Consider the following 17,191-nt stretch of genomic DNA (forward strand, 5'->3'; position numbering starts at 1 on the left):
GGTGACATGGCTGATGCAACAAGGCGTCGATACGTGGGAAGCGGCAGGTCATCTCAGCATGAAAGAGCAGATGATCCGCGACGTTTATGGACATCACCACCCTGACTTTATGCGGAATGCGGCAGATCGGATTAGGAGGAAGGGAGTGCGGCAATGATTGTCGCAAGTCGGAATAGCAGAGCTTAGGAGAGCGAATTGTCTAATGAAATCAGTGGTGGGCCCGGCAGGACTCGAACCTGCAACCAGACCGTTATGAGCGGCCGGCTCTAACCATTGAGCTACAGGCCCTTTGAGGAAGGGTCTGGGGCTTTTAGCGGGAAAAGGGGTCGCTTCGCAACGGTGTAAAGCAGATCGGGCTTTGGATCCCGCCTCAAGGTTCTTCAGCCCGTCGGAGCAGCGTGCGCAAAAGTGGACTCGATTTTGCGGCTACGCGATGCTCTCATCCGATGTTTTAGGGCTTGAAGACCTCGATCTTCTCGTCGAAGCCTTCCACCTCATGCGCTCCGAGCGGCGCGGGATCGCCCCAGAGGTGTTCGACGAAAGGCTTGGACATGAGCAGCGGCTCGCCGAGGCGCTTGTTCAGTTCGGCGATGCGGCTTGCGAGATTCACGTCGCGGCCGATCACCGTGAAATCGAGGCGCCGGCCCGAGCCGACATTGCCGTAGGCGGCATCCCCATGGTGGAGCGCGATACCGATATTGATGGGAACGGGAAAGCGTCCCTCGCTGTTGGCAGCCTGGACCCGCCGAAGGGCCTTGGTGGCTGCCGAGAGCGCCGCTTGGGGCGCGCCGCCCGTGTCGTCGCCCCGGTCGCGGACGATGGCGAGAAGCCCATCGCCCAGGTATTTCAGCACCTCACCGCCTTCGTCCTCGATGGGCGGAACAAGGCAGTCGAAATAATTGTTCAAAAGCTCGACCGCATGTTCGGGGCTCAAGGTCGACGAGATATGCGTATAGTCCCGCATGTCAGCGAACAGGATCGCCGAGCGGATCCGCGTCACCTGCCCGCGCAGGATTGCGCCGGAGAGGATGGCGCGGTGGGGATCGTCGCCCACATAGATGCGCAGCACCTCGTCCAGCCGGTTGCTCGTTGCACGCAGTTCGAGCACCAGGGCAAAGGACGGCATGACGAGGCGGAGCGCCTTCAAGGCCTGCTCGCTGAACCCCTCGGGGGATCGGGTGGCAAAGGAGATGGCGTTTTCGGCCCCGTTGCTGAACCTCAGCGGGATCGTGAGATAGTGCCGGTATCCGGCTTCCTTCAGCTCCGGAATAATCGGAAAGAGAGCGTCCGGCGTTTCGGCGAAATCGAGCAGCAGCCATTCGCCGATGCGGTTCACGTAGGCGAAGGGACTCGACGCATAAACCGTCTCGCGGCGCTCGCCATGAGGAAGGTAGCGTACGATTGTGCCCTCCTCCCGGGTCCAGAAACGACCGATGCCCGCATATTCCGAATGCAGCGCCTCGATGGCCGAAGCCGCGCGGTCGATGGGAATGCCCAAGCCGCGCAACTGCTCGATGAAGCCGTTGAGGATCTCGCTCGGGTCGTCCATCCGCGCGGCTTCGGTCACGAGCCAGTCCCGAAGGGCGATGACGCGCGACAGGGTCTCCGGATCCAGGCTGCGGGCCAAAGCCAAGGGATCTTCCATGAGGTCGAGGGGCGGCAGAGAGAGCATCATACGGCCAAGGTGGGTTCCTGAACCCAATCCTGCAAGCATGGAAACGCGCTGAGTCTAAGATAGGTCGCGCGCGCTTGCCGGGTAGCTTTCGTTTTGACAGGGTCGGCCGTGAGGGCTAGAGCGGATCTCGTTTCGATGGAATCGAAACCCGCTCTCGAACTGATGGGGCATGCCGCATTGTCGGACGGAAAACCGGTTCCCCACTTTTCCTGAAAATGCTCAAGAGCCGAACCATGTCCACCATCGATACGCTTTTCGTCACCAAGGTCTACCGCGCGGAACTCACCGGTGCGAAGGCCGAACGTCTCAATTCCGAACTCGAAACCGCCTGCTGGTCCATCGCCGAGGATGACGAGGCCGGCCAGCGCTGGTGCGAGAAGAACGGTTATCCGGGCTACACCTCCTACGCCTCGCTGGACGATCTGCCCTGGCGGATTCCGGTTTTCGGGGAGCTGCTCAAGGCCCTCAACACCCATGTGGCGGCCTTCGCAAAGGAACTCGAATTCGACCTCAAGGGCCGCAAGCTCGAGCTCGACAGCCTGTGGATCAACATCCTGCCTCAGGGCGGCGTGCATACCTCGCATATCCACCCCCATTCGGTGGTGAGCGGCACCTATTACGTCACGATTCCGGATGGAGCGAGCGCGCTCAAGCTCGAGGATCCGCGCCTCGGCTTCATGATGGCGGCCCCGCCGCGCAAGGCCAAGGCCAAGCCCGAAAACCGTCAATTCGCCTACATGACACCGAAACCCGGCACCATCCTGCTCTGGGAGAGCTGGCTGCGCCACGAAGTGCCCCTGAACGAGGCCGAGAGCGAGCGCATCAGCATCAGTTTCAACTACGCCTGGCGCTGATCCGGCAAAGTCGGGCTTTTACGAGATGTGGCCTCTCGGCCGCTCATGCGGCAGGAACACCGTGAGAAGCCCGATGGACGGCAGGAACGAGCAGACGCGATAGACCGTCTCGATGCTCGTCCAATCGGCCAGCTCGCCCAGGATCGCGGCGCCCAGGCCTCCCATCCCGAAGGACAGGCCGAAGAACAGGCCGGCGATCATGCCCACCCGTCCCGGCACCAGCTCCGTCGCATAGACGAGGATGGCCGAGAAAGCCGAGGCCAGGATCAGGCCGATGACGACGCTGAGCACGCCGGTCCAGAAGAGGTTGGCGTAGGGCAGGATCAGGGTGAAGGGCAGAACGCCGAGGATCGAGAACCAGATCACATATTTGCGCCCAATCCTGTCGCCGATGGGCCCGCCGAGGACCGTGCCCGCGGCCACGGCGCCGAGGAAGATGAACAGGTGCAGCTGCGCATCCTGCACCGAAAGCTGGAACTTCGAGATCAGGTAGAAGGTGAAGTAGCTGGTGATACTCGCCGTATAGAAGTTCTTCGAGAACACGAGCAGCATCAGGATCGTGATCGACCAGAAGATCCGCTTTCGCGAATGGGCAGATCTGATCTCCGCCGAACGCGGCTTGGCCCGCAAGGCGACGAGCTTGTCTCGATACCACCGCCCGACCTGGGACAGGATGATCATCGCCAGAAGCGCGACGGCGGAGAACCAGGCGATGCTGGGCTGTCCCAAAGGCACGACGATGAAGGCGGCGAGCAGCGGGCCGATGGCGGTGCCCGCATTGCCGCCGACCTGGAAGATCGACTGCGCCAGACCATGCCGCCCTCCCGAGGCCAATCGCGCGACGCGGGAGGATTCCGGATGGAAGACGGAGGAGCCCATGCCCACCAAAGCCGCGGCGAGCAACAGGAGCGGATAGGAATTGGCGCGGGAGAGGGTGAGCAGGCCGACCAGCGTGAAACCCATGCCGACGATGAGGGAGAACGGGCGCGGCTTCTTATCGGTGTAGTAGCCCACCATCGGCTGCAACAGCGAGGCGGTGAGCTGGAAGGTGAGTGTGATCAGCCCGATCTGTCCGAAATCGAGTTGATAGGCAACTTTCAGAATGGGATAGATCGCCGGGATTAGCGATTGGATAAGGTCGTTCAGGAAGTGGGAAAAGCTGATCGCCGCCAGGATCGGAACGGTCACTCCATCTGCCATGGTGCGAACGGGCGTTGCGGGAATGATCGGCGATTTCGTGTCCATGGCATTCTTTTCGAGAGGCCGAGGGGACGTTCAGCCTCGATTGGAGCATTCTTGCAGTCGGCTATAGACCAGAAAAGCCCCTATCTCTCCACTTGATTACGCAATGCTGGGTTGCCGGGTAGGCATCCCCGACCCGCCGGATCTCACGAAAACATGCGATCCCGCTTCGAAAGCCTGGGCTTTCCCGCACCCTCCTCTAAGTGAATCTTGAGGACTCCGTCCTCTTGCCGGGACGGGTCCGCTCCTGAATCTCAAGGCCCAACGAAAGTTCCATCGCTCATGCCGCAGCCGAGTTGGCGAGAGGTGATTTTCTCGATCAAGACCTTCGGCGCGGCGATGCTGGCTCTCTACATCGCCTTCCTGCTCAGCCTGACCCAACCGAGCTGGGCCATGCTGACCGCGTTCGTGGTCTCCCAGCCCATCACCGGAATGGTCGTCGCCAAGTCGATCTTCCGCGTCACGGGAACCGTGGTGGGGGCAATCATGGCGCTCGTGCTGGTGGGCCTGTTCGCGCAGGCGCCGCCGCTTTTCCTCGTGACGCTGGCCCTATGGATCGGGACCTGCACCTTCACGTCGGTGCTGCTGCGCGACGCGCCCGCCTCCTACGGCACCGTGCTATCGGGCTATACGGCCGCGATCATCGGGATCCCGGCCGCCCTCGCCCCGGAAACCGCCTTCGATTATGCGGTCGGCCGCTGCCTGGAAATCACGCTCGGCATCGGCTGCGCGACGCTCGTCAGCCAGATCGTCTTTCCGAGATCGGCCAGCGAAGCCCTGAAGGCCTCCGTGGACGCTACCCTGGCCGCCGCCGCACGCTGGATCGGCGACATGGTGCGGGGGGAAATCCCGCCCGACAGACTTCTTGCGGACCAGCGCAACCTCATCGCCGATGTGATCGCTCTTGACGCATTGAGGATTTTCTCGACCTTCGACACGCCTTCGGTGCGGGCGGCCGGCGACGTGGCGCGCCACCTGCAGGGGCAGATCCTGACTCTCCTGGCGCTTCTCGTATCGATCAACGACCGCATCGTGCTGCTGCGAAGCCGCACAACCGGGAAACTGGAAGCCCTGCAGCCTGTGCTGAGCGAGGTGGGAAACCTCTTCGACCGGGAGGATCTTTTTCAAACCGACGCGACTCGCGAGGCTGCCGTCAGGAATCTCGAGACCGAAATTGCAGGAAGAGTGCCATCGCTGGACGACATGATCCGCGATCCTGGAAGCATCATCGTCCGCAACATCCTGCTGCGCCTGCGCGATGCGCTCGATACATGGCGGCGCATCCTAGCCTTGCGCGAAAGCCTGTTCTCCGGACGCAGCATGAGGCTGCATGAAGCCGCGCCATCGACCGCTCGCTATCGGGATGTCGCGCTTGCCCTCGTCGCAGGCGGCATATCGACAACTGCCGTTCTCGCCACGTCCGCATTCTGGATTGCATCCGGCTGGCCCCACGGCAGTTCCGCGGTCATCTTCAGCGGCGTCATCTGCAGCATTCTTGCCTCCCTCGACGATCCGGCGACCGCAGCCGCGAATTTCCTGCGCATGACCTTGATCTCCGCCATAGCGGCGGCGATCTATCTCTTTGCCATCTTTCCCACCATCGATGGTTTTCCATCGCTGCTGATGGTGCTGCTACCGTTCTACCTGCCTTTCGGCGTTCTGCTTGCACTTCCAGGCTCCGGCACGAAAGTGACGCCGCTCGGCTTGAATCTCGTCGCCCTGCTCGGCCTTTCCAACACGACCGTGCAGACCGACTTCGCGAATTTCATTAATACGGCAACCGCTCTTCTCGCCGGCATCGCCGCAGGCGTGCTGATGTTCCGGATCCTGCGTCCGCTCGGTGTCGAATGGACGATCAGACGCATCCGCCGCGGCGTCATGAAGGATCTGCAAACCTTGGCCTTCGCCGAAACACGGATCGACCGGAACCGGTTTGCGAGCCGGATGTTCGACCGCATCAATGCCATCTTCTCCCGCGTGGATATCGCGCGGCCCGATCAGCAGCGAATGATGCGCGGCGTGCTCACGGCCTTGCGCATCGGCTTCAATATCCTGGCGCTGCGTTCGATCCGGCGAAAGCTGCATCCCACCGCGAAGCACGCGATCGATCGCGTGCTTGCGGAACTCGGCTGGCATTTCCGCAACCTCAAGAATGGGACGCCGAGCACGACTGCGCCGCCCGATCTCGGACGAGCCGTCAAGACCCTCCTCGAACATCGGTCTCCGGCGACGGTGGATGCGCTGACGGCACTGGTGGCGATTGGGAGCGCCTTCGACCGGCATCGGGATTTCTTCGGACTCGCGCAGCCTTATACGCTCCCCGCCGCCCTCGGTGCGGAGGCGCCCGTATGATCAAGGAAATCGACCTGTTCGGCGTCTTCCTTCCGCCCATGGTGGCCTATGCGGCCGTTGCGGCCGTGCTCTGGCTCGCCTTACGCAAAGTCCTCACCTGGATCGGCATCGATCGTTTTGTCTGGCATCCCGCGCTTTTCAATACGGCGCTCTATGTTCTCGTTCTGGCCGGCTGCGTCATGGCTGTCTTTCATTGGGATCGTTGAACCGTGCTCGTGTCTCGAACTGTCCGTGTGGTCGTGACGACATTGATCGTCGCATTGGCGGTCGTAGCAGGCTGGTTTGCGTGGCGGCTTTACGTCGAGACGCCTTGGACCCGGGACGGGCGCGTGCGTGCGGATGTCATCCAGATTGCCGCGGAAGTCTCCGGCACGGTGGCCGAGATCCGTGTGAAGGACAACGAGATGATCAAGAAGGGCGATGTGCTTTTCGTCATCGACCCGGAGCGCTACCGTTTCGCGCTGGCGCAGGCCGAAGCCAATGTGGAGGCCCGGGAGAAGGCACTGGAGCAGCGCCGCCGCGAACTCGACCGGCGCGCGCGTCTGTCGAGCGCGTCCATCACGGTGGAGGCTCGGGAGCAGGCGGAAACGGCTGTCGCCCTTGCGGAAGCGGCCTATGATGAGGCCCTGGCCGCTCTCAACACCGCCCGCCTCAATCTCGACCGGACAATCGTGCGCGCGCCGGTCAACGGCTATGTCACCAACCTGCAGATCCATGCCGGCGATTACGCGGTGGCGGGCAAGCCTTCGCTCGCCATCGTCGACAGCGATTCGTTCTACGTGGCGGGTTATTTCGAGGAGACGAAGCTGCGCAATCTCCGCAAAGGCGACAAGGCCAGCGTGAGATTGCTCGGCTTCCCTGACGAGATCGACGGGCATGTGGAAAGTATCGCGCGGGCGATTGCCGACCGCGAGATATTGCAGGGTTCGGGCGATCTCATCGCCAACGTCAATCCGACCTTCAGCTGGGTACGCCTTGCCCAGCGGATTCCTGTACGGATCGCGCTGGACCGCGTGCCCGAAACCGTGCGCCTGAGCGCGGGAATGACGGCGACGGTCGTCGTGCGGCCCGATGAGCGTCCGGCACCGCCGCGGTCTTGAGCGAGGCGCCTATTTCCCGGTTTCGTCCCACTCGTAGATCTGCTCGGGCCCGTCGGCTCCGTCCACAACCTCTTCCTCGACTTCGCGGAATATGATCTTGACCTGCGGCACGACGCTCTCGTCGCCCTGCTGGACGCGCTCGAAGCGCAGCAGGTCGTAATAGGCGCAGCGCGACCGTCCGGGATAGGAGCGGCACACGCCGGGCCTCGCGTGGTAGATCGTGCAGCCGCGTGTCTTCTGGTCGAGGAAGGTGCAGGTCTTCTCGAAGATCACGTCCTTGACCCGTTTCAGGACGCGCTCGCCGTCATACTCCGTCGTATAGCGCCGCTGCGCTTCCTCGAAGGACACGCCGAAATGCTTCGCCAGACGCGTAATGTCGCGCTTCGTCACCGCCACGCGCTCGTAGATCGAGCAACAGAAGGCCGGGCACTTGTTGCAATCGAAATAGACGCGAGGCTGATCGTCCTTGATGACCCGTTCGGCCATGCGCGCTCCTTTTGAATTCAGTTAGGTTATCATGGTTGGTCGGTGAGGAGTTTCAATAGACGCAGATCGTCACGCTATCGTTAAACCAGGCCCGAGGTGTCATCCACCGTTTCCTGCAGGCGCCGATAGGTTCCCGCACTCTGTGGCTTGATGAACAGTGTGGTGATCTCGGGGTGCGCCTCCCGCACCTTCGCCTCGATGCGCGTGACGCAGGCCTCGATGTCGGGCGTCCGCAGATCGTCCGAAAACTCGGCACTGAGAGCGGCGACGACCTGGTTCGGAGCGAGATGCACCGTCAGCACACCGTTGGCGCGCTCGACGGCAGGATCCGCCTGCGCGATGGCCAGGATCGATTTCTCCAGCCTCGCATGAGCCGCCTCACCGATCAGAAGGCCCTTCGTCTCCCGGGCCAGGAACAGTGCGGTGACGGTAAGCACGGCGCCGATGCCGAGGGACGCGATGCCGTCGAGCTCCGGCCGGTCGAAGAAATGTGCGGCCGCGATACCCACAAGCGCGATGGCGAGACCGGCAAGAGCCGCGCTGTCCTCGAACAGTACGGTGAAGGTGGTCGGATCCTTGCTTTCCCGCACGGCCCTGAAATAGCCGAGCGGCCCTTTCGCCTTGCGGAACTCCTTCAGAGCGACCCACCAGGAAGCGCCCTCGAACAGAAACGACAACCCCAGCACGGCATAGGCGATCGCCGGGCTTTCCATGGGCGCGGGATTGCGGATGTGAATGATGCCCTCATAGAAAGAAACGCCCGCGCCGAGCGAGAAAATCAGAAGCGCAACGATGAAGGTCCAGAAATAGAGTTCGCGCCCATGGCCGAGAGGATGCGCGCGATCCGGCGGCTTGGCCGCACGGTACATGCCGTAAAGCAGGAGCAGCTCGTTGCCCGTATCCACAAGCGAGTGCACGCCCTCGCTCAGCATGGCCGAGCTTCCGGTCCATGCCGCCGCCGCGAACTTCGTGATCGCGATCAGCAGATTGCCGATGAGCGCCGCGTAGATGACTTTCCTGGATGAGGTCTGTGCCGCCATGCCTGTCCTGCCTCGTCAGAAGCAGAACGGCCAAGTCTTTGCTTCAGTTGCAAAGCGCTCTTCGAAAATGCAGATATCCGGCCGGAACATGTCGAGCGTTCCGGCCGGAGGTTTTTTAGTCAGCCCTAGCGGTCGGCGCAGGGCGAAGGCCTTTACTCGGCAGCCTGGGTGATTACTTCGCTCGGCGACAGGCCCATGCGCTCGGCAACACCCAGCCCATAGGCCTTGTCGGCCAAGTAGAAGTGAACGATCTGGCGCTTGACGATGTCGAGCGGCACGCCCTGCATCGCCTCGGCGATGTTGCTCACGAGCTGGGCCTTCTGATCGTCCGACATCAGGCGGAACAGCGCGCCGGCCTGGCTGTAATCGTCGTTGCCGGCGCGGTGATCGTAACGGTCCGCATCGCCGGAGATCTTGAGCGGCGGCTCGGCGGCGCGACTATCCTGCGTCGGTCCGTTGAAGGAGTTCGGCTCGTAATAGGCATCGCCCCGGTTCGGGATATCCGAAAGCATCGCGCCATCCGCGTGATAATGCGCGACCGGGCAGCGCGGACGGTTCACCGGCAGCGCCTCGTAATGGGTGCCGACGCGGTAGCGGTGCGCATCCGCATAGGCGAAGATGCGGCCCTGCAACATCTTGTCGGGCGAGAAGCCGATGCCCGGCACGATGTTGGATGGCGAGAAGGACGATTGCTCGACTTCCGCGAAATAGTGCTGCGCATTCCGGTTCAGTTCCAGAATGCCGATCTCGTTCAGCGGGTAATCCGCATGCGGCCACACCTTGGTGAGATCGAACGGGTTGTAGGGGGTCTTCTCCGCATCGGTCTCAGGCATGATCTGCACGCAGACGCGCCAGCGTGGATAATCGCCCTTCTCGATGGCCTCGTAGAGATCGCGCTGGGCGCTCTCGCGGTCGGTAGCGATGACGGCTTCACCCTCGCGGTTCGACCATGTCTTGATGCCCTGCATCGACTTGAAGTGGAACTTCACCCAATAGCGCTCGCCTGCCTCGTTGAGGAACGAGTAGGTGTGCGAGCCGAAGCCGTGCATGAAGCGGTAGCCCTGCGGCAGGCCGCGATCAGAAAACAGAATCGTGACCTGATGCAGGCTTTCCGGCGACAGGCTCCAGAAATCCCACATGGCGGTGGGGCTGCGCAGGTTCGTCGACGGATGGCGCTTCTGGGTGCGGATGAAGTCGGGGAACTTCACCGGGTCGCGCACGAAGAAGACCGGCGTGTTATTGCCGACCACGTCCCAGTTGCCTTCCTCGGTATAGAACTTCACCGAGAAGCCGCGCACGTCGCGCTCGGCATCCGCCGCGCCGCGCTCGCCGGCAACGGTCGAAAAGCGCAGGAAAACCTCGGTCTTCTTGCCGATCTCGGAGAAGAGCTTGGCCTTGGAATATTTCGTGATGTCCTGCGTCACCGTGAAGGTGCCGTAGGCGCCGGAACCCTTCGCATGCACGACGCGCTCGGGAATACGCTCGCGGTTCTGGTGAGCCAGCTTCTCGATGAGCTGGTAATCCTGCAGCAGCAGCGGACCGCGCGGGCCGGCGGAAATCGAATTCTGGTTATCGGGAATCGGCGCGCCCGCCGTCGTGGTCATGGTCGGTTTCGACATGGTGGTCCTCCTGGGGATCGCACCATTGCCGATGCCTTTACGTTAGTCCAATTTTATTGTCTGAACGCAACGATCAGTTTAATTTATCGCCATGATCACCCTGCGCCAGCTTCGTTATCTCACTGCCATAGCCGAGACGTGCCATTTCGGCCGGGCGGCGAAGCTCTGTCATGTGACGCAGCCTGCGCTTTCCATGCAGATTCAGGAGCTTGAGCAATCCCTAAATCTTCATCTCGTCGAGCGCCGTCGCAACTCCATTGCACTGACGGCGGAGGGTCATGAGATCGCTCGGCGCGCCTCTGCGATCCTCGCCTCCGTCGCGGATCTTGAGGATTACGCCCGCCGGGAGAAGCCGCCGCTGGTCGGGCCTCTGCGGCTCGGCATCATTCCCTCGATTGCCCCCTACCTGCTTCCCAAGGCCCTCCCCGCGCTTCATCGCCATCACCCGGATCTAGACCTGCGTATCCGGGAGACCCAGACGGCCGCCCTGATCGATGAACTCGTCCGGGGAGATCTCGACCTCATTGTCGTCGCACTTCCCATCGACCGGCCGGAACTCGACACGATCAGCGCCTTTCAGGATCGCTTCCTGGTCGCCCGGCAGGCCCGGGCGGATGCGGTGGACACGCGGATGAACCCGGCCGATCTCGCCTCCGAACATCTTCTGCTGCTGGAAGAGGGCCATTGCCTGCGCGATCAGGCGCTCAGCGTCTGTAGTTCCCTATCACCCGATATCCATGCGGCCTTCGGCGCCTCCAGCCTCTCGACGGTGATGCATCTTGTTGCCAACGGCTATGGCGTGACGCTCCTGCCGGAAATGGCGGCGCAGATCGAAGGGATGGAGCGGGTCCAGCTCGTCCGCTTCGCCGAGCCGGAGCCCGTGCGCACAATCGGCCTTGCATGGCGCCGCTCGTCCTCACGGAAGACCGATGCGAAAGCGCTTGCGCAGGTGCTGATGGAAGCACGATCATGAACAAGCACAGCGTGGGAAGCCCTGAGGCTGCCTTTCGGGGTTGCGCTGCACTTTCCGGGGATTTCCGTTCATGATCCGAGACCCTCTTTTGCGCCTCGCCGTCGCTTTCGCGATCGGCCTCCTGATCGGTCTGGAGCGCGGCTGGAAGCAGCGCGAAGAAGCCGAGGGAGAGCGCACGGCGGGCCTGCGCACCTACACGCTCGCTAGCGTGCTCGGCGGCGTGTCGGCGGTTCTGGCCCAGGAGACGAGCCCGGTCTTCCTGGGTCTGTCCTTTCTCGGCTTCGCCCTCGGCTTCAGCGCCTTTGCCTGGCTGGAGGCCAAGACCGAGCGCAATTTCAGCGTCACCGGCGTCGTCGCCGCCCTTCTCGCCTTTGCGCTGGGTGCCTATGCCGTGCTCGGCGATCTTCAGGTAGCGGTCGCGGCGAGCGTGATCGTGACCCTGACCCTGGCGCTCAAGCAACCGCTCCATGCCTGGCTGCGACAGCTGACCTGGCCGGAGATCAGGTCGACCCTGATCCTTCTGGCAATGACCTTCCTGTTCTTGCCGCTGCTGCCCAATCGGACCATCGATCCATGGGGTGCCATCAACCCCGCCGCGATCTGGCTTCTCGTCATCATCCTCAGCAGCATCTCCTTCGTCGGATATTTCGCCATCCGCATCATGGGCAGTCAGGCGGGCATCGCCATGGCGGCGCTCGCGGGCGGGCTTGCCTCCTCGACCGCCACGACCCTGACCCTCAGCCGCCTTGCTAAGGAGGATCCCGCAGCAAGTCCCCTGGTGGCCGGAGGCATTCTGCTGTCGGGCTCCGTGATGGTCGCGCGGATCATCGTCATCGCGAGCGCAATCAACGTCGCCCTTCTCGTGCCGCTTGCCTGGACCTTCGGCTTGGCCGGGCTCGTTCTTGTCCTCGCGGCGGCCCTTCTGCTGTTCAGGCAAAGTTCGGAATCGGCGCGCCCTAAGCTGCAATTGAAGAACCCTCTCGATCTGAGCGCCGCGTTCAAGCTCGCCGCCCTCGTCGTGGCCATCAGCCTCATGGCCAAGGTCGTGACAACCTATGCGGGGGAAACCGGCCTCAACATCCTTGCGGCGCTCTCGGGCATCGCAGATGTGGACGCCATCACCCTGTCCTTTTCCCGCCTGTCGCTAGGCGGCATCGACGTGACGGCGGCGGTCATCGGCATAGGCATCGCGGCGGCAGTGAACACCATCGTCAAGGCGGGCATGACCTTCGCGGTCGGGACGCGCAAGGCAGGCTGGATCGTCGGCGCCGCCAGCGCCGCCGCCATCGCGACGGGTGGATTGGTGCAATTCTTCCGCATGTCTTGAGGATCTTAGAGCGGGTTTCGATGGGATCGAACCCGCTCTCGCATGGAAGGAAATGCCGCATTTTCGGACGGAAAACCGGTTCCCACTTTTCCTGAAAATGCTCTGGGCGATCACTTCACCAACAGCCGCAGCACGAAGGGCAGCAGCAGCGCCGTGACGAGGGCATTGAGCCCCATCGCGATGCTGGCAAAGGTCCCGGCCAGCGAATTGACCTGAAATGCCCTTGCGGTTCCGATCCCATGCGAGGCGAGCCCGACGGCGAAGCCGCGCGCCCGCCAATCCGTCATGCGCAAGCCGTTCATGAGCGGCGTTACCATGACGGACCCGATGACTCCGGTGAGCATGACGAGAATGGCCGTCAGCGCCGGGTCTCCGCCCAGCGTCTCCGTGATGCCCATGGCGACGGGAGCGGTGACGGATTTCGGCGCGAGCGAGACGAGGATGGAACGCGGAATGCCGAAGAGCTGCGCCACCGCAACCGCCGATATGATCGCGGTGACGGATCCCGCCACCAGCGCCAGCACCATGGGCGTAAGCGAGCGCAGCACGATGCGCCGGTTGTCGTAGAGCGGGATCGCGAGCGCCACCGTCGCCGGGCCGAGCAGAAAGTGAACGAACTTCGCTCCTTCGAAATAGACCGGATAGGAGGTCCCGGTCGCCCACAGCACGAGGGCGATCAGGATCACCGACATCAGCACCGGATTGCACAGGGGATGGCGGCCCGTCGCCAGAGAGATGCGATCCGAGATCACATAGGCGCCGAGGGTCACGGTGAGCCAGAGCAGCGGTGTCTGCGAAAGGTAGACCCAGAGGGCGAAGGACTGGTCACTCATGGTCTTTGTCCTGATGCGAAGCCTCGATCGACGAGCCGGTCAGCCGGGACACGATCACGAAGGTCAGGACCGTCACGATCAGAGTCAGAAACGTGGAGACGAGAAGCGCGACGGCAAGACCCGTCCCGTAATCCGCCAGCACATCGAGCCGCTGCACGACACCGACCCCGGCCGGGATGAACAGCAACGAGAGATGGGCGAGAAGCCCCTTGCCGGTCGAATCCAGATTCCTCCCGAATTCGGGCAGCACATTCCTGACTCGATCACGCATGCTCAAGCCGACGAGCAGGAACACCATTCCAAGCACCGGGCCGGGAACAGGCCACCCGAAACCACGGGCGACCACCTCGCCCAGAAGCTGGCAAAACAGAATTATGGTCAGACTGACGATCATGATGGCTCTCGAAGGCGAAGTGGCCTCCACGCGGGAACATGGCTCTTCTCGCTCTGTATCATCGGTTATAGCGCGAAGGGACACCGAGTACCGCATGCCAGACCGTCAGCACCGGCAACGCCGCTATTGCATGAGAATGCTCGTCGAGCCGACAGTTCAGCCAACCAAGCACTTGATATTACTCGAAGATGAATCCAGATCGGATTGCCGCATTCTTGCTACAATGAAACTTAATAACAATTATCGCGGCAGGATGAGCTGGAGCTTCTGGCAGCCGGCGAAAACTTGAGAGAATTGCCGGGATCGATGGGCCTTCCAGGATCAGCGCCAAAGAATAACTCCGCGTTATGGAAGAGAGCTCAGACGCTGCCGACATTTCCCGACGCGAAGAAATGGAGCCTCCTGGCCTCGCTCGCCGTTCATGCTCTTGTGTTATGGGCGTTGATTATCCTTCCAGCCTCCGAGAGGTCCTTTCCACTCCTTGAAGAGAACCTGTCGGTTGAAATCTGGACGCCGGGACAATGGGAGGAGCTTGCACCCAGAGAGAAACCACAGAATCTGGATGAAAGCCCTATTCCGTCGCCAAGAGCCGAGGCCGCCCCCAGCTCAGGCTCCGAGCCTGTTCCCGATGCTGAGGCGAAACATTCCGAGCCGCCGCCGGCCGAGCAGAAACCCCGTAATTCAGTAACGATCCGCGCAACGAAGATTCTTTCCGGAGCAGTCCTCTCTCATCCGCTCAGCCGGAAGATGGCAAACGTGCTTCCCTTGCTCGAAGAAGGAACTCGCTTGGAGCAAATATGCGGAATAGAGGCCATGGCCCAGATCGCGGCAGCGCTTAAACAATTCAAGCCCGACCGGGTCGTTGCTTACGCCATGGCGGACGTGAAGATTACGACCAACACCGTCCTGGCCGATGGCGCTGCATTTCGCAGCGACCGGCAGTGGTACGATCTGAAATTCAAATGCCAATTCGGGGCCGATCGTCACTCGATACAGTCCTTTGAGTTTTCGGTTGGCGATGCAATCCCGAAAAAACTCTGGGAGACTCATAATCTTCCTGAGATCTATTAAACAGAAGCGTTGGCCTCGGCATCCTTGCGCTGCGGCCGTCGCTGCCAATCCACCCTGCGCAGTCCATTGGTAGAAAATCCGCGAGGCGTGCAGTTCAGAGCTCGGTAAGCCGATTGATGCCGAGTCCCAAAAACAAGGGAGCGCCCCCATAAGGGACGCTCCCATATCGAAACGCTCGAACGAGCATGCGGGTCGAAAATTCGCTATTTCAAACCGCTTAATTGTCCAGGAAGCTCCTGAGCTTCCGGCTGCGTGAGGGATGCTTCAGCTTGCGGAGCGCCTTCGCCTCGATCTGACGAATGCGCTCGCGGGTCACCGAGAATTGCTGGCCGACTTCTTCCAACGTGTGGTCGGTGTTCATGCCGATGCCGAAGCGCATGCGCAGCACGCGCTCTTCGCGCGGCGTGAGCGAGGCGAGAACGCGGGTCGTGGTCTCGCGCAGGTTCGACTGGATCGCGGCGTCGATGGGCAGGATCGCCATCTTGTCCTCGATGAAGTCGCCGAGATGCGAATCCTCCTCGTCGCCGATAGGCGTTTCGAGGGAGATCGGCTCCTTGGCGATCTTCAGGACCTTGCGCACCTTTTCCAGCGGCATGGCGAGCTTCTCGGCCAGTTCCTCCGGGGTCGGTTCGCGGCCGATCTCGTGCAGCATCTGGCGCGAGGTGCGGACGATCTTGTTGATCGTCTCGATCATGTGCACCGGAATGCGGATCGTGCGGGCCTGGTCGGCGATCGAACGGGTGATCGCCTGCCGGATCCACCAGGTGGCGTAGGTCGAGAACTTGTAGCCGCGACGGTACTCGAACTTATCGACAGCCTTCATCAGGCCGATATTGCCCTCCTGGATCAGGTCCAGGAACTGCAGGCCGCGGTTCGTGTACTTCTTGGCGATGGAGATCACGAGGCGCAGGTTCGCCTCGATCATTTCCTTCTTCGCCTGCCGGGCCTCGCGCTCGCCCTTCTGCACCATCAGGACGATGCGGCGGAACTCCTGGATTTCCAGGCCCGTCTCGGAGGCGAGATTGTGGATCTGCTCGCGCAGGTCATGGATCTGGTCCTTGCCCTTGGCGACGAAGTCCTTCCAGCCCTTGCCGCCGAGCTTGGAGACGCGCAGCACCCATTTGGGATCGAGTTCCCAACCCTGGTAATGCTTGAGAAATTCCTCGCGGGCGACGCCGTGGCTCTCCGCAAAGCGCATCAGGCGGCCCTCATGGGAGATGAGCCGCTTGTTGATGTCGTAGAGCTGCTCGACCAGGGCTTCGATGCGGTTGTTGTTGAGCGAGAGCGACTTCACGCTCGTAACAATGTCTCCCTTGAGCGTCTTGTACTTGCGCTCCTGGGCCGGGGTCAGCTGCTTGTTCTGCAGGCGCTGCTCCACGTGCTCGACCTGGAGACGACGCAGCTTCTTGTAATTGTCGGCGATGGAATCGAAGGTCTCGAGAACGCGCGGCTTCAGCTCGGCTTCCATGGCCGAGAGCGACACGTTGTTCTCAAGGTCGTCGTCATCCAAGTCGCCTTCCGGCGGCGTGGCGCCCTCGCCATCCTCGGCGGCGGCTTCTTCCTCACCCTCGGCGATATCCTCGCGCGGCGCACCCTTGCCATCCGGACCGGCATAGGTCGCCTCAAGGTCGATGATGTCGCGCAGGAGCACCCGGCCCTCGACCAGCTCGTCACGCCAGATGATGATGGCCTGAAAGGTCAGCGGGCTCTCGCAGAGGCCCGCGATCATGGCCTCGCGACCGGCCTCGATGCGCTTGGCGATGGCGATTTCGCCCTCGCGGGAGAGAAGCTCCACCGAGCCCATTTCGCGCAAGTACATGCGCACGGGATCGTCCGTGCGGTCTGTCGGCTCCTTGGCCGTGGTCTCGCGGACGACGACGGCGCGGGTCTGGGAGGCTTCGACGAGGTCGCCGCCTTCGGCTTCCTCCTCCTCCGCCTCGGCCTTCTCGCCTTCCTCGGCTTCTTCGGACTCGACCACGTTGATGCCCATCTCGGACAATTGGCCAAGCACGTCCTCGATCTGCTCCGAGGAGAACTCCTCGGAAGGCAAGACCTCGTTCAGCTCGTCATAAGTGACATAGCCGCGCTTTTTCGCGAGCTTGATCATCCGCCGAACGGCGGCATCGGTCAGATCGAGAAGAGGCCCGTCGCTCTGCTGCTCCGGAGCCGCGGTCTCGCCTTCATCCCGTTCGGTTGCCTTCGTTGCCATGCTTTGCACTACTCCG

At 62.1% G+C, this 17,191-nt stretch carries 15 protein-coding genes and 1 tRNA gene; 7 read left to right on the forward strand and 9 right to left on the reverse strand.

The window, feature by feature from the left end; all coding sequences use genetic code 11:
* Positions 1-212 precede the first annotated feature (212 nt).
* Together AB4Y97_RS04815 and AB4Y97_RS04820 are read right to left on the reverse strand one after the other, a co-directional pair.
* Positions 213-288, reverse strand: a tRNA-Ile gene (locus tag AB4Y97_RS04815).
* A gap of 163 nt (positions 289-451) precedes the next feature.
* On the reverse strand, positions 452-1,675 hold the full coding sequence (locus AB4Y97_RS04820; protein ID WP_441997878.1) for an adenylate/guanylate cyclase domain-containing protein: 1,224 nt from the start codon (positions 1,673-1,675) through the stop codon (positions 452-454).
* A gap of 233 nt (positions 1,676-1,908) precedes the next feature.
* Between AB4Y97_RS04820 and AB4Y97_RS04825 the strand changes: the two genes are divergently transcribed.
* Entirely contained in the window at positions 1,909-2,529 is a 621-nt protein-coding gene (locus AB4Y97_RS04825; RefSeq protein WP_441997879.1) for a TIGR02466 family protein, read from the forward strand.
* Positions 2,530-2,547: 18 nt separating this feature from the next.
* On the opposite strand, the gene AB4Y97_RS04830 is transcribed toward AB4Y97_RS04825, so the two are convergent.
* Positions 2,548-3,729 carry an MFS transporter gene (locus tag AB4Y97_RS04830; RefSeq protein ID WP_441998005.1) on the reverse strand — a complete coding sequence of 394 codons (1,182 nt, stop codon included), beginning with the start codon at positions 3,727-3,729 and terminating at the stop codon, positions 2,548-2,550.
* 324 nt (positions 3,730-4,053) lie between these two features.
* On the opposite strand from AB4Y97_RS04830, the gene AB4Y97_RS04835 reads away from it, so the two are divergent.
* The 3 genes from AB4Y97_RS04835 to AB4Y97_RS04845 are packed head-to-tail and all read left to right on the forward strand — an operon-like array spanning position 4,054 to position 7,223.
* Positions 4,054-6,123, forward strand: a complete 2,070-nt coding sequence (locus AB4Y97_RS04835) for an FUSC family protein (RefSeq protein WP_441997880.1) — start codon at positions 4,054-4,056, stop codon at positions 6,121-6,123.
* The gene (locus tag AB4Y97_RS04840) at positions 6,120-6,329 is read left to right on the forward strand and encodes a DUF1656 domain-containing protein (RefSeq protein ID WP_441997881.1); all 210 of its coding nucleotides are present in this window, start codon (positions 6,120-6,122) and stop codon (positions 6,327-6,329) included. Before AB4Y97_RS04835 ends, AB4Y97_RS04840 begins: the two co-directional genes overlap by 4 nt.
* Before the next feature lie 9 nt (positions 6,330-6,338).
* Complete coding sequence (locus AB4Y97_RS04845; RefSeq protein WP_441997882.1) at positions 6,339-7,223, forward strand: efflux RND transporter periplasmic adaptor subunit; 885 nt, start codon at positions 6,339-6,341, stop codon at positions 7,221-7,223.
* Positions 7,224-7,232: 9 nt separating this feature from the next.
* Here AB4Y97_RS04845 and AB4Y97_RS04850 read toward each other — a convergent pair whose 3' ends face one another.
* From AB4Y97_RS04850 to AB4Y97_RS04860, 3 genes are all read right to left on the reverse strand, one after another.
* Positions 7,233-7,709: a YkgJ family cysteine cluster protein gene (locus tag AB4Y97_RS04850; RefSeq protein WP_441997883.1), complete on the reverse strand. Its 477-nt coding sequence runs from the start codon at positions 7,707-7,709 to the stop codon at positions 7,233-7,235.
* 80 nt (positions 7,710-7,789) lie between these two features.
* Positions 7,790-8,749, reverse strand: a complete 960-nt coding sequence (locus AB4Y97_RS04855) for a cation diffusion facilitator family transporter (protein WP_441997884.1) — start codon at positions 8,747-8,749, stop codon at positions 7,790-7,792.
* A 152-nt stretch (positions 8,750-8,901) separates the two neighbouring features.
* Positions 8,902-10,368, reverse strand: a complete 1,467-nt coding sequence (locus tag AB4Y97_RS04860) for a catalase (RefSeq protein WP_441997885.1) — start codon at positions 10,366-10,368, stop codon at positions 8,902-8,904.
* 91 nt (positions 10,369-10,459) lie between these two features.
* Between AB4Y97_RS04860 and AB4Y97_RS04865 the strand changes: the two genes are divergently transcribed.
* Both AB4Y97_RS04865 and AB4Y97_RS04870 read left to right on the forward strand, forming a co-directional pair.
* A complete protein-coding gene (locus AB4Y97_RS04865) occupies positions 10,460-11,341 on the forward strand; it encodes a hydrogen peroxide-inducible genes activator (RefSeq protein WP_441997886.1) in 882 nt (293 codons plus the stop codon).
* Positions 11,342-11,411: 70 nt separating this feature from the next.
* Complete coding sequence (locus tag AB4Y97_RS04870) at positions 11,412-12,668, forward strand: MgtC/SapB family protein (protein WP_441997887.1); 1,257 nt, start codon at positions 11,412-11,414, stop codon at positions 12,666-12,668.
* A gap of 110 nt (positions 12,669-12,778) precedes the next feature.
* Here AB4Y97_RS04870 and AB4Y97_RS04875 read toward each other — a convergent pair whose 3' ends face one another.
* Positions 12,779-13,501 carry an LrgB family protein gene (locus tag AB4Y97_RS04875; RefSeq protein WP_441997888.1) on the reverse strand — a complete coding sequence of 241 codons (723 nt, stop codon included), beginning with the start codon at positions 13,499-13,501 and terminating at the stop codon, positions 12,779-12,781.
* Positions 13,494-13,895 carry a CidA/LrgA family protein gene (locus AB4Y97_RS04880; RefSeq protein ID WP_441997889.1) on the reverse strand — a complete coding sequence of 134 codons (402 nt, stop codon included), beginning with the start codon at positions 13,893-13,895 and terminating at the stop codon, positions 13,494-13,496. The genes AB4Y97_RS04875 and AB4Y97_RS04880 overlap by 8 nt, the downstream gene beginning before the upstream one ends.
* A gap of 285 nt (positions 13,896-14,180) precedes the next feature.
* Here AB4Y97_RS04880 and AB4Y97_RS04885 point away from each other — a divergent pair, with 285 nt between their 5' ends.
* The gene (locus tag AB4Y97_RS04885) at positions 14,181-14,966 is read left to right on the forward strand and encodes a DUF930 domain-containing protein (protein WP_441997890.1); all 786 of its coding nucleotides are present in this window, start codon (positions 14,181-14,183) and stop codon (positions 14,964-14,966) included.
* A 217-nt stretch (positions 14,967-15,183) separates the two neighbouring features.
* Here the strand turns inward: AB4Y97_RS04885 and rpoD are convergent, their stop codons facing one another.
* A complete protein-coding gene (rpoD, locus tag AB4Y97_RS04890) occupies positions 15,184-17,175 on the reverse strand; it encodes an RNA polymerase sigma factor RpoD (protein ID WP_441998006.1) in 1,992 nt (663 codons plus the stop codon).
* Between the last annotated feature and the right edge of the window lie 16 nt (positions 17,176-17,191).

Origin of the sequence: Microvirga sp. 2TAF3 (genome assembly GCF_052114965.1) — a bacterium.
Lineage (GTDB): Bacteria > Pseudomonadota > Alphaproteobacteria > Rhizobiales > Beijerinckiaceae > Microvirga.

Excerpts from the sequence above, each read along its gene's own strand:
- AB4Y97_RS04880 (WP_441997889.1), bottom strand. The coding sequence starts at position 13,895 with ATGATCGTCAGTCTGACCATAATTCTGTTTTGCCAGCTTCTGGGCGAG.
- AB4Y97_RS04855 (WP_441997884.1), bottom strand. The coding sequence starts at position 8,749 with ATGGCGGCACAGACCTCATCCAGGAAAGTCATCTACGCGGCGCTCATC.
- AB4Y97_RS04825 (WP_441997879.1), top strand. The coding sequence starts at position 1,909 with ATGTCCACCATCGATACGCTTTTCGTCACCAAGGTCTACCGCGCGGAA.
- AB4Y97_RS04865 (WP_441997886.1), top strand. The coding sequence starts at position 10,460 with ATGATCACCCTGCGCCAGCTTCGTTATCTCACTGCCATAGCCGAGACG.
- AB4Y97_RS04850 (WP_441997883.1), bottom strand. The coding sequence starts at position 7,709 with ATGGCCGAACGGGTCATCAAGGACGATCAGCCTCGCGTCTATTTCGAT.
- AB4Y97_RS04840 (WP_441997881.1), top strand. The coding sequence starts at position 6,120 with ATGATCAAGGAAATCGACCTGTTCGGCGTCTTCCTTCCGCCCATGGTG.
- AB4Y97_RS04875 (WP_441997888.1), bottom strand. The coding sequence starts at position 13,501 with ATGAGTGACCAGTCCTTCGCCCTCTGGGTCTACCTTTCGCAGACACCG.
- AB4Y97_RS04870 (WP_441997887.1), top strand. The coding sequence starts at position 11,412 with ATGATCCGAGACCCTCTTTTGCGCCTCGCCGTCGCTTTCGCGATCGGC.
- AB4Y97_RS04835 (WP_441997880.1), top strand. The coding sequence starts at position 4,054 with ATGCCGCAGCCGAGTTGGCGAGAGGTGATTTTCTCGATCAAGACCTTC.
- AB4Y97_RS04820 (WP_441997878.1), bottom strand. The coding sequence starts at position 1,675 with ATGATGCTCTCTCTGCCGCCCCTCGACCTCATGGAAGATCCCTTGGCT.
- AB4Y97_RS04830 (WP_441998005.1), bottom strand. The coding sequence starts at position 3,729 with ATGGCAGATGGAGTGACCGTTCCGATCCTGGCGGCGATCAGCTTTTCC.
- rpoD (WP_441998006.1), bottom strand. The coding sequence starts at position 17,175 with ATGGCAACGAAGGCAACCGAACGGGATGAAGGCGAGACCGCGGCTCCG.
- AB4Y97_RS04860 (WP_441997885.1), bottom strand. The coding sequence starts at position 10,368 with ATGTCGAAACCGACCATGACCACGACGGCGGGCGCGCCGATTCCCGAT.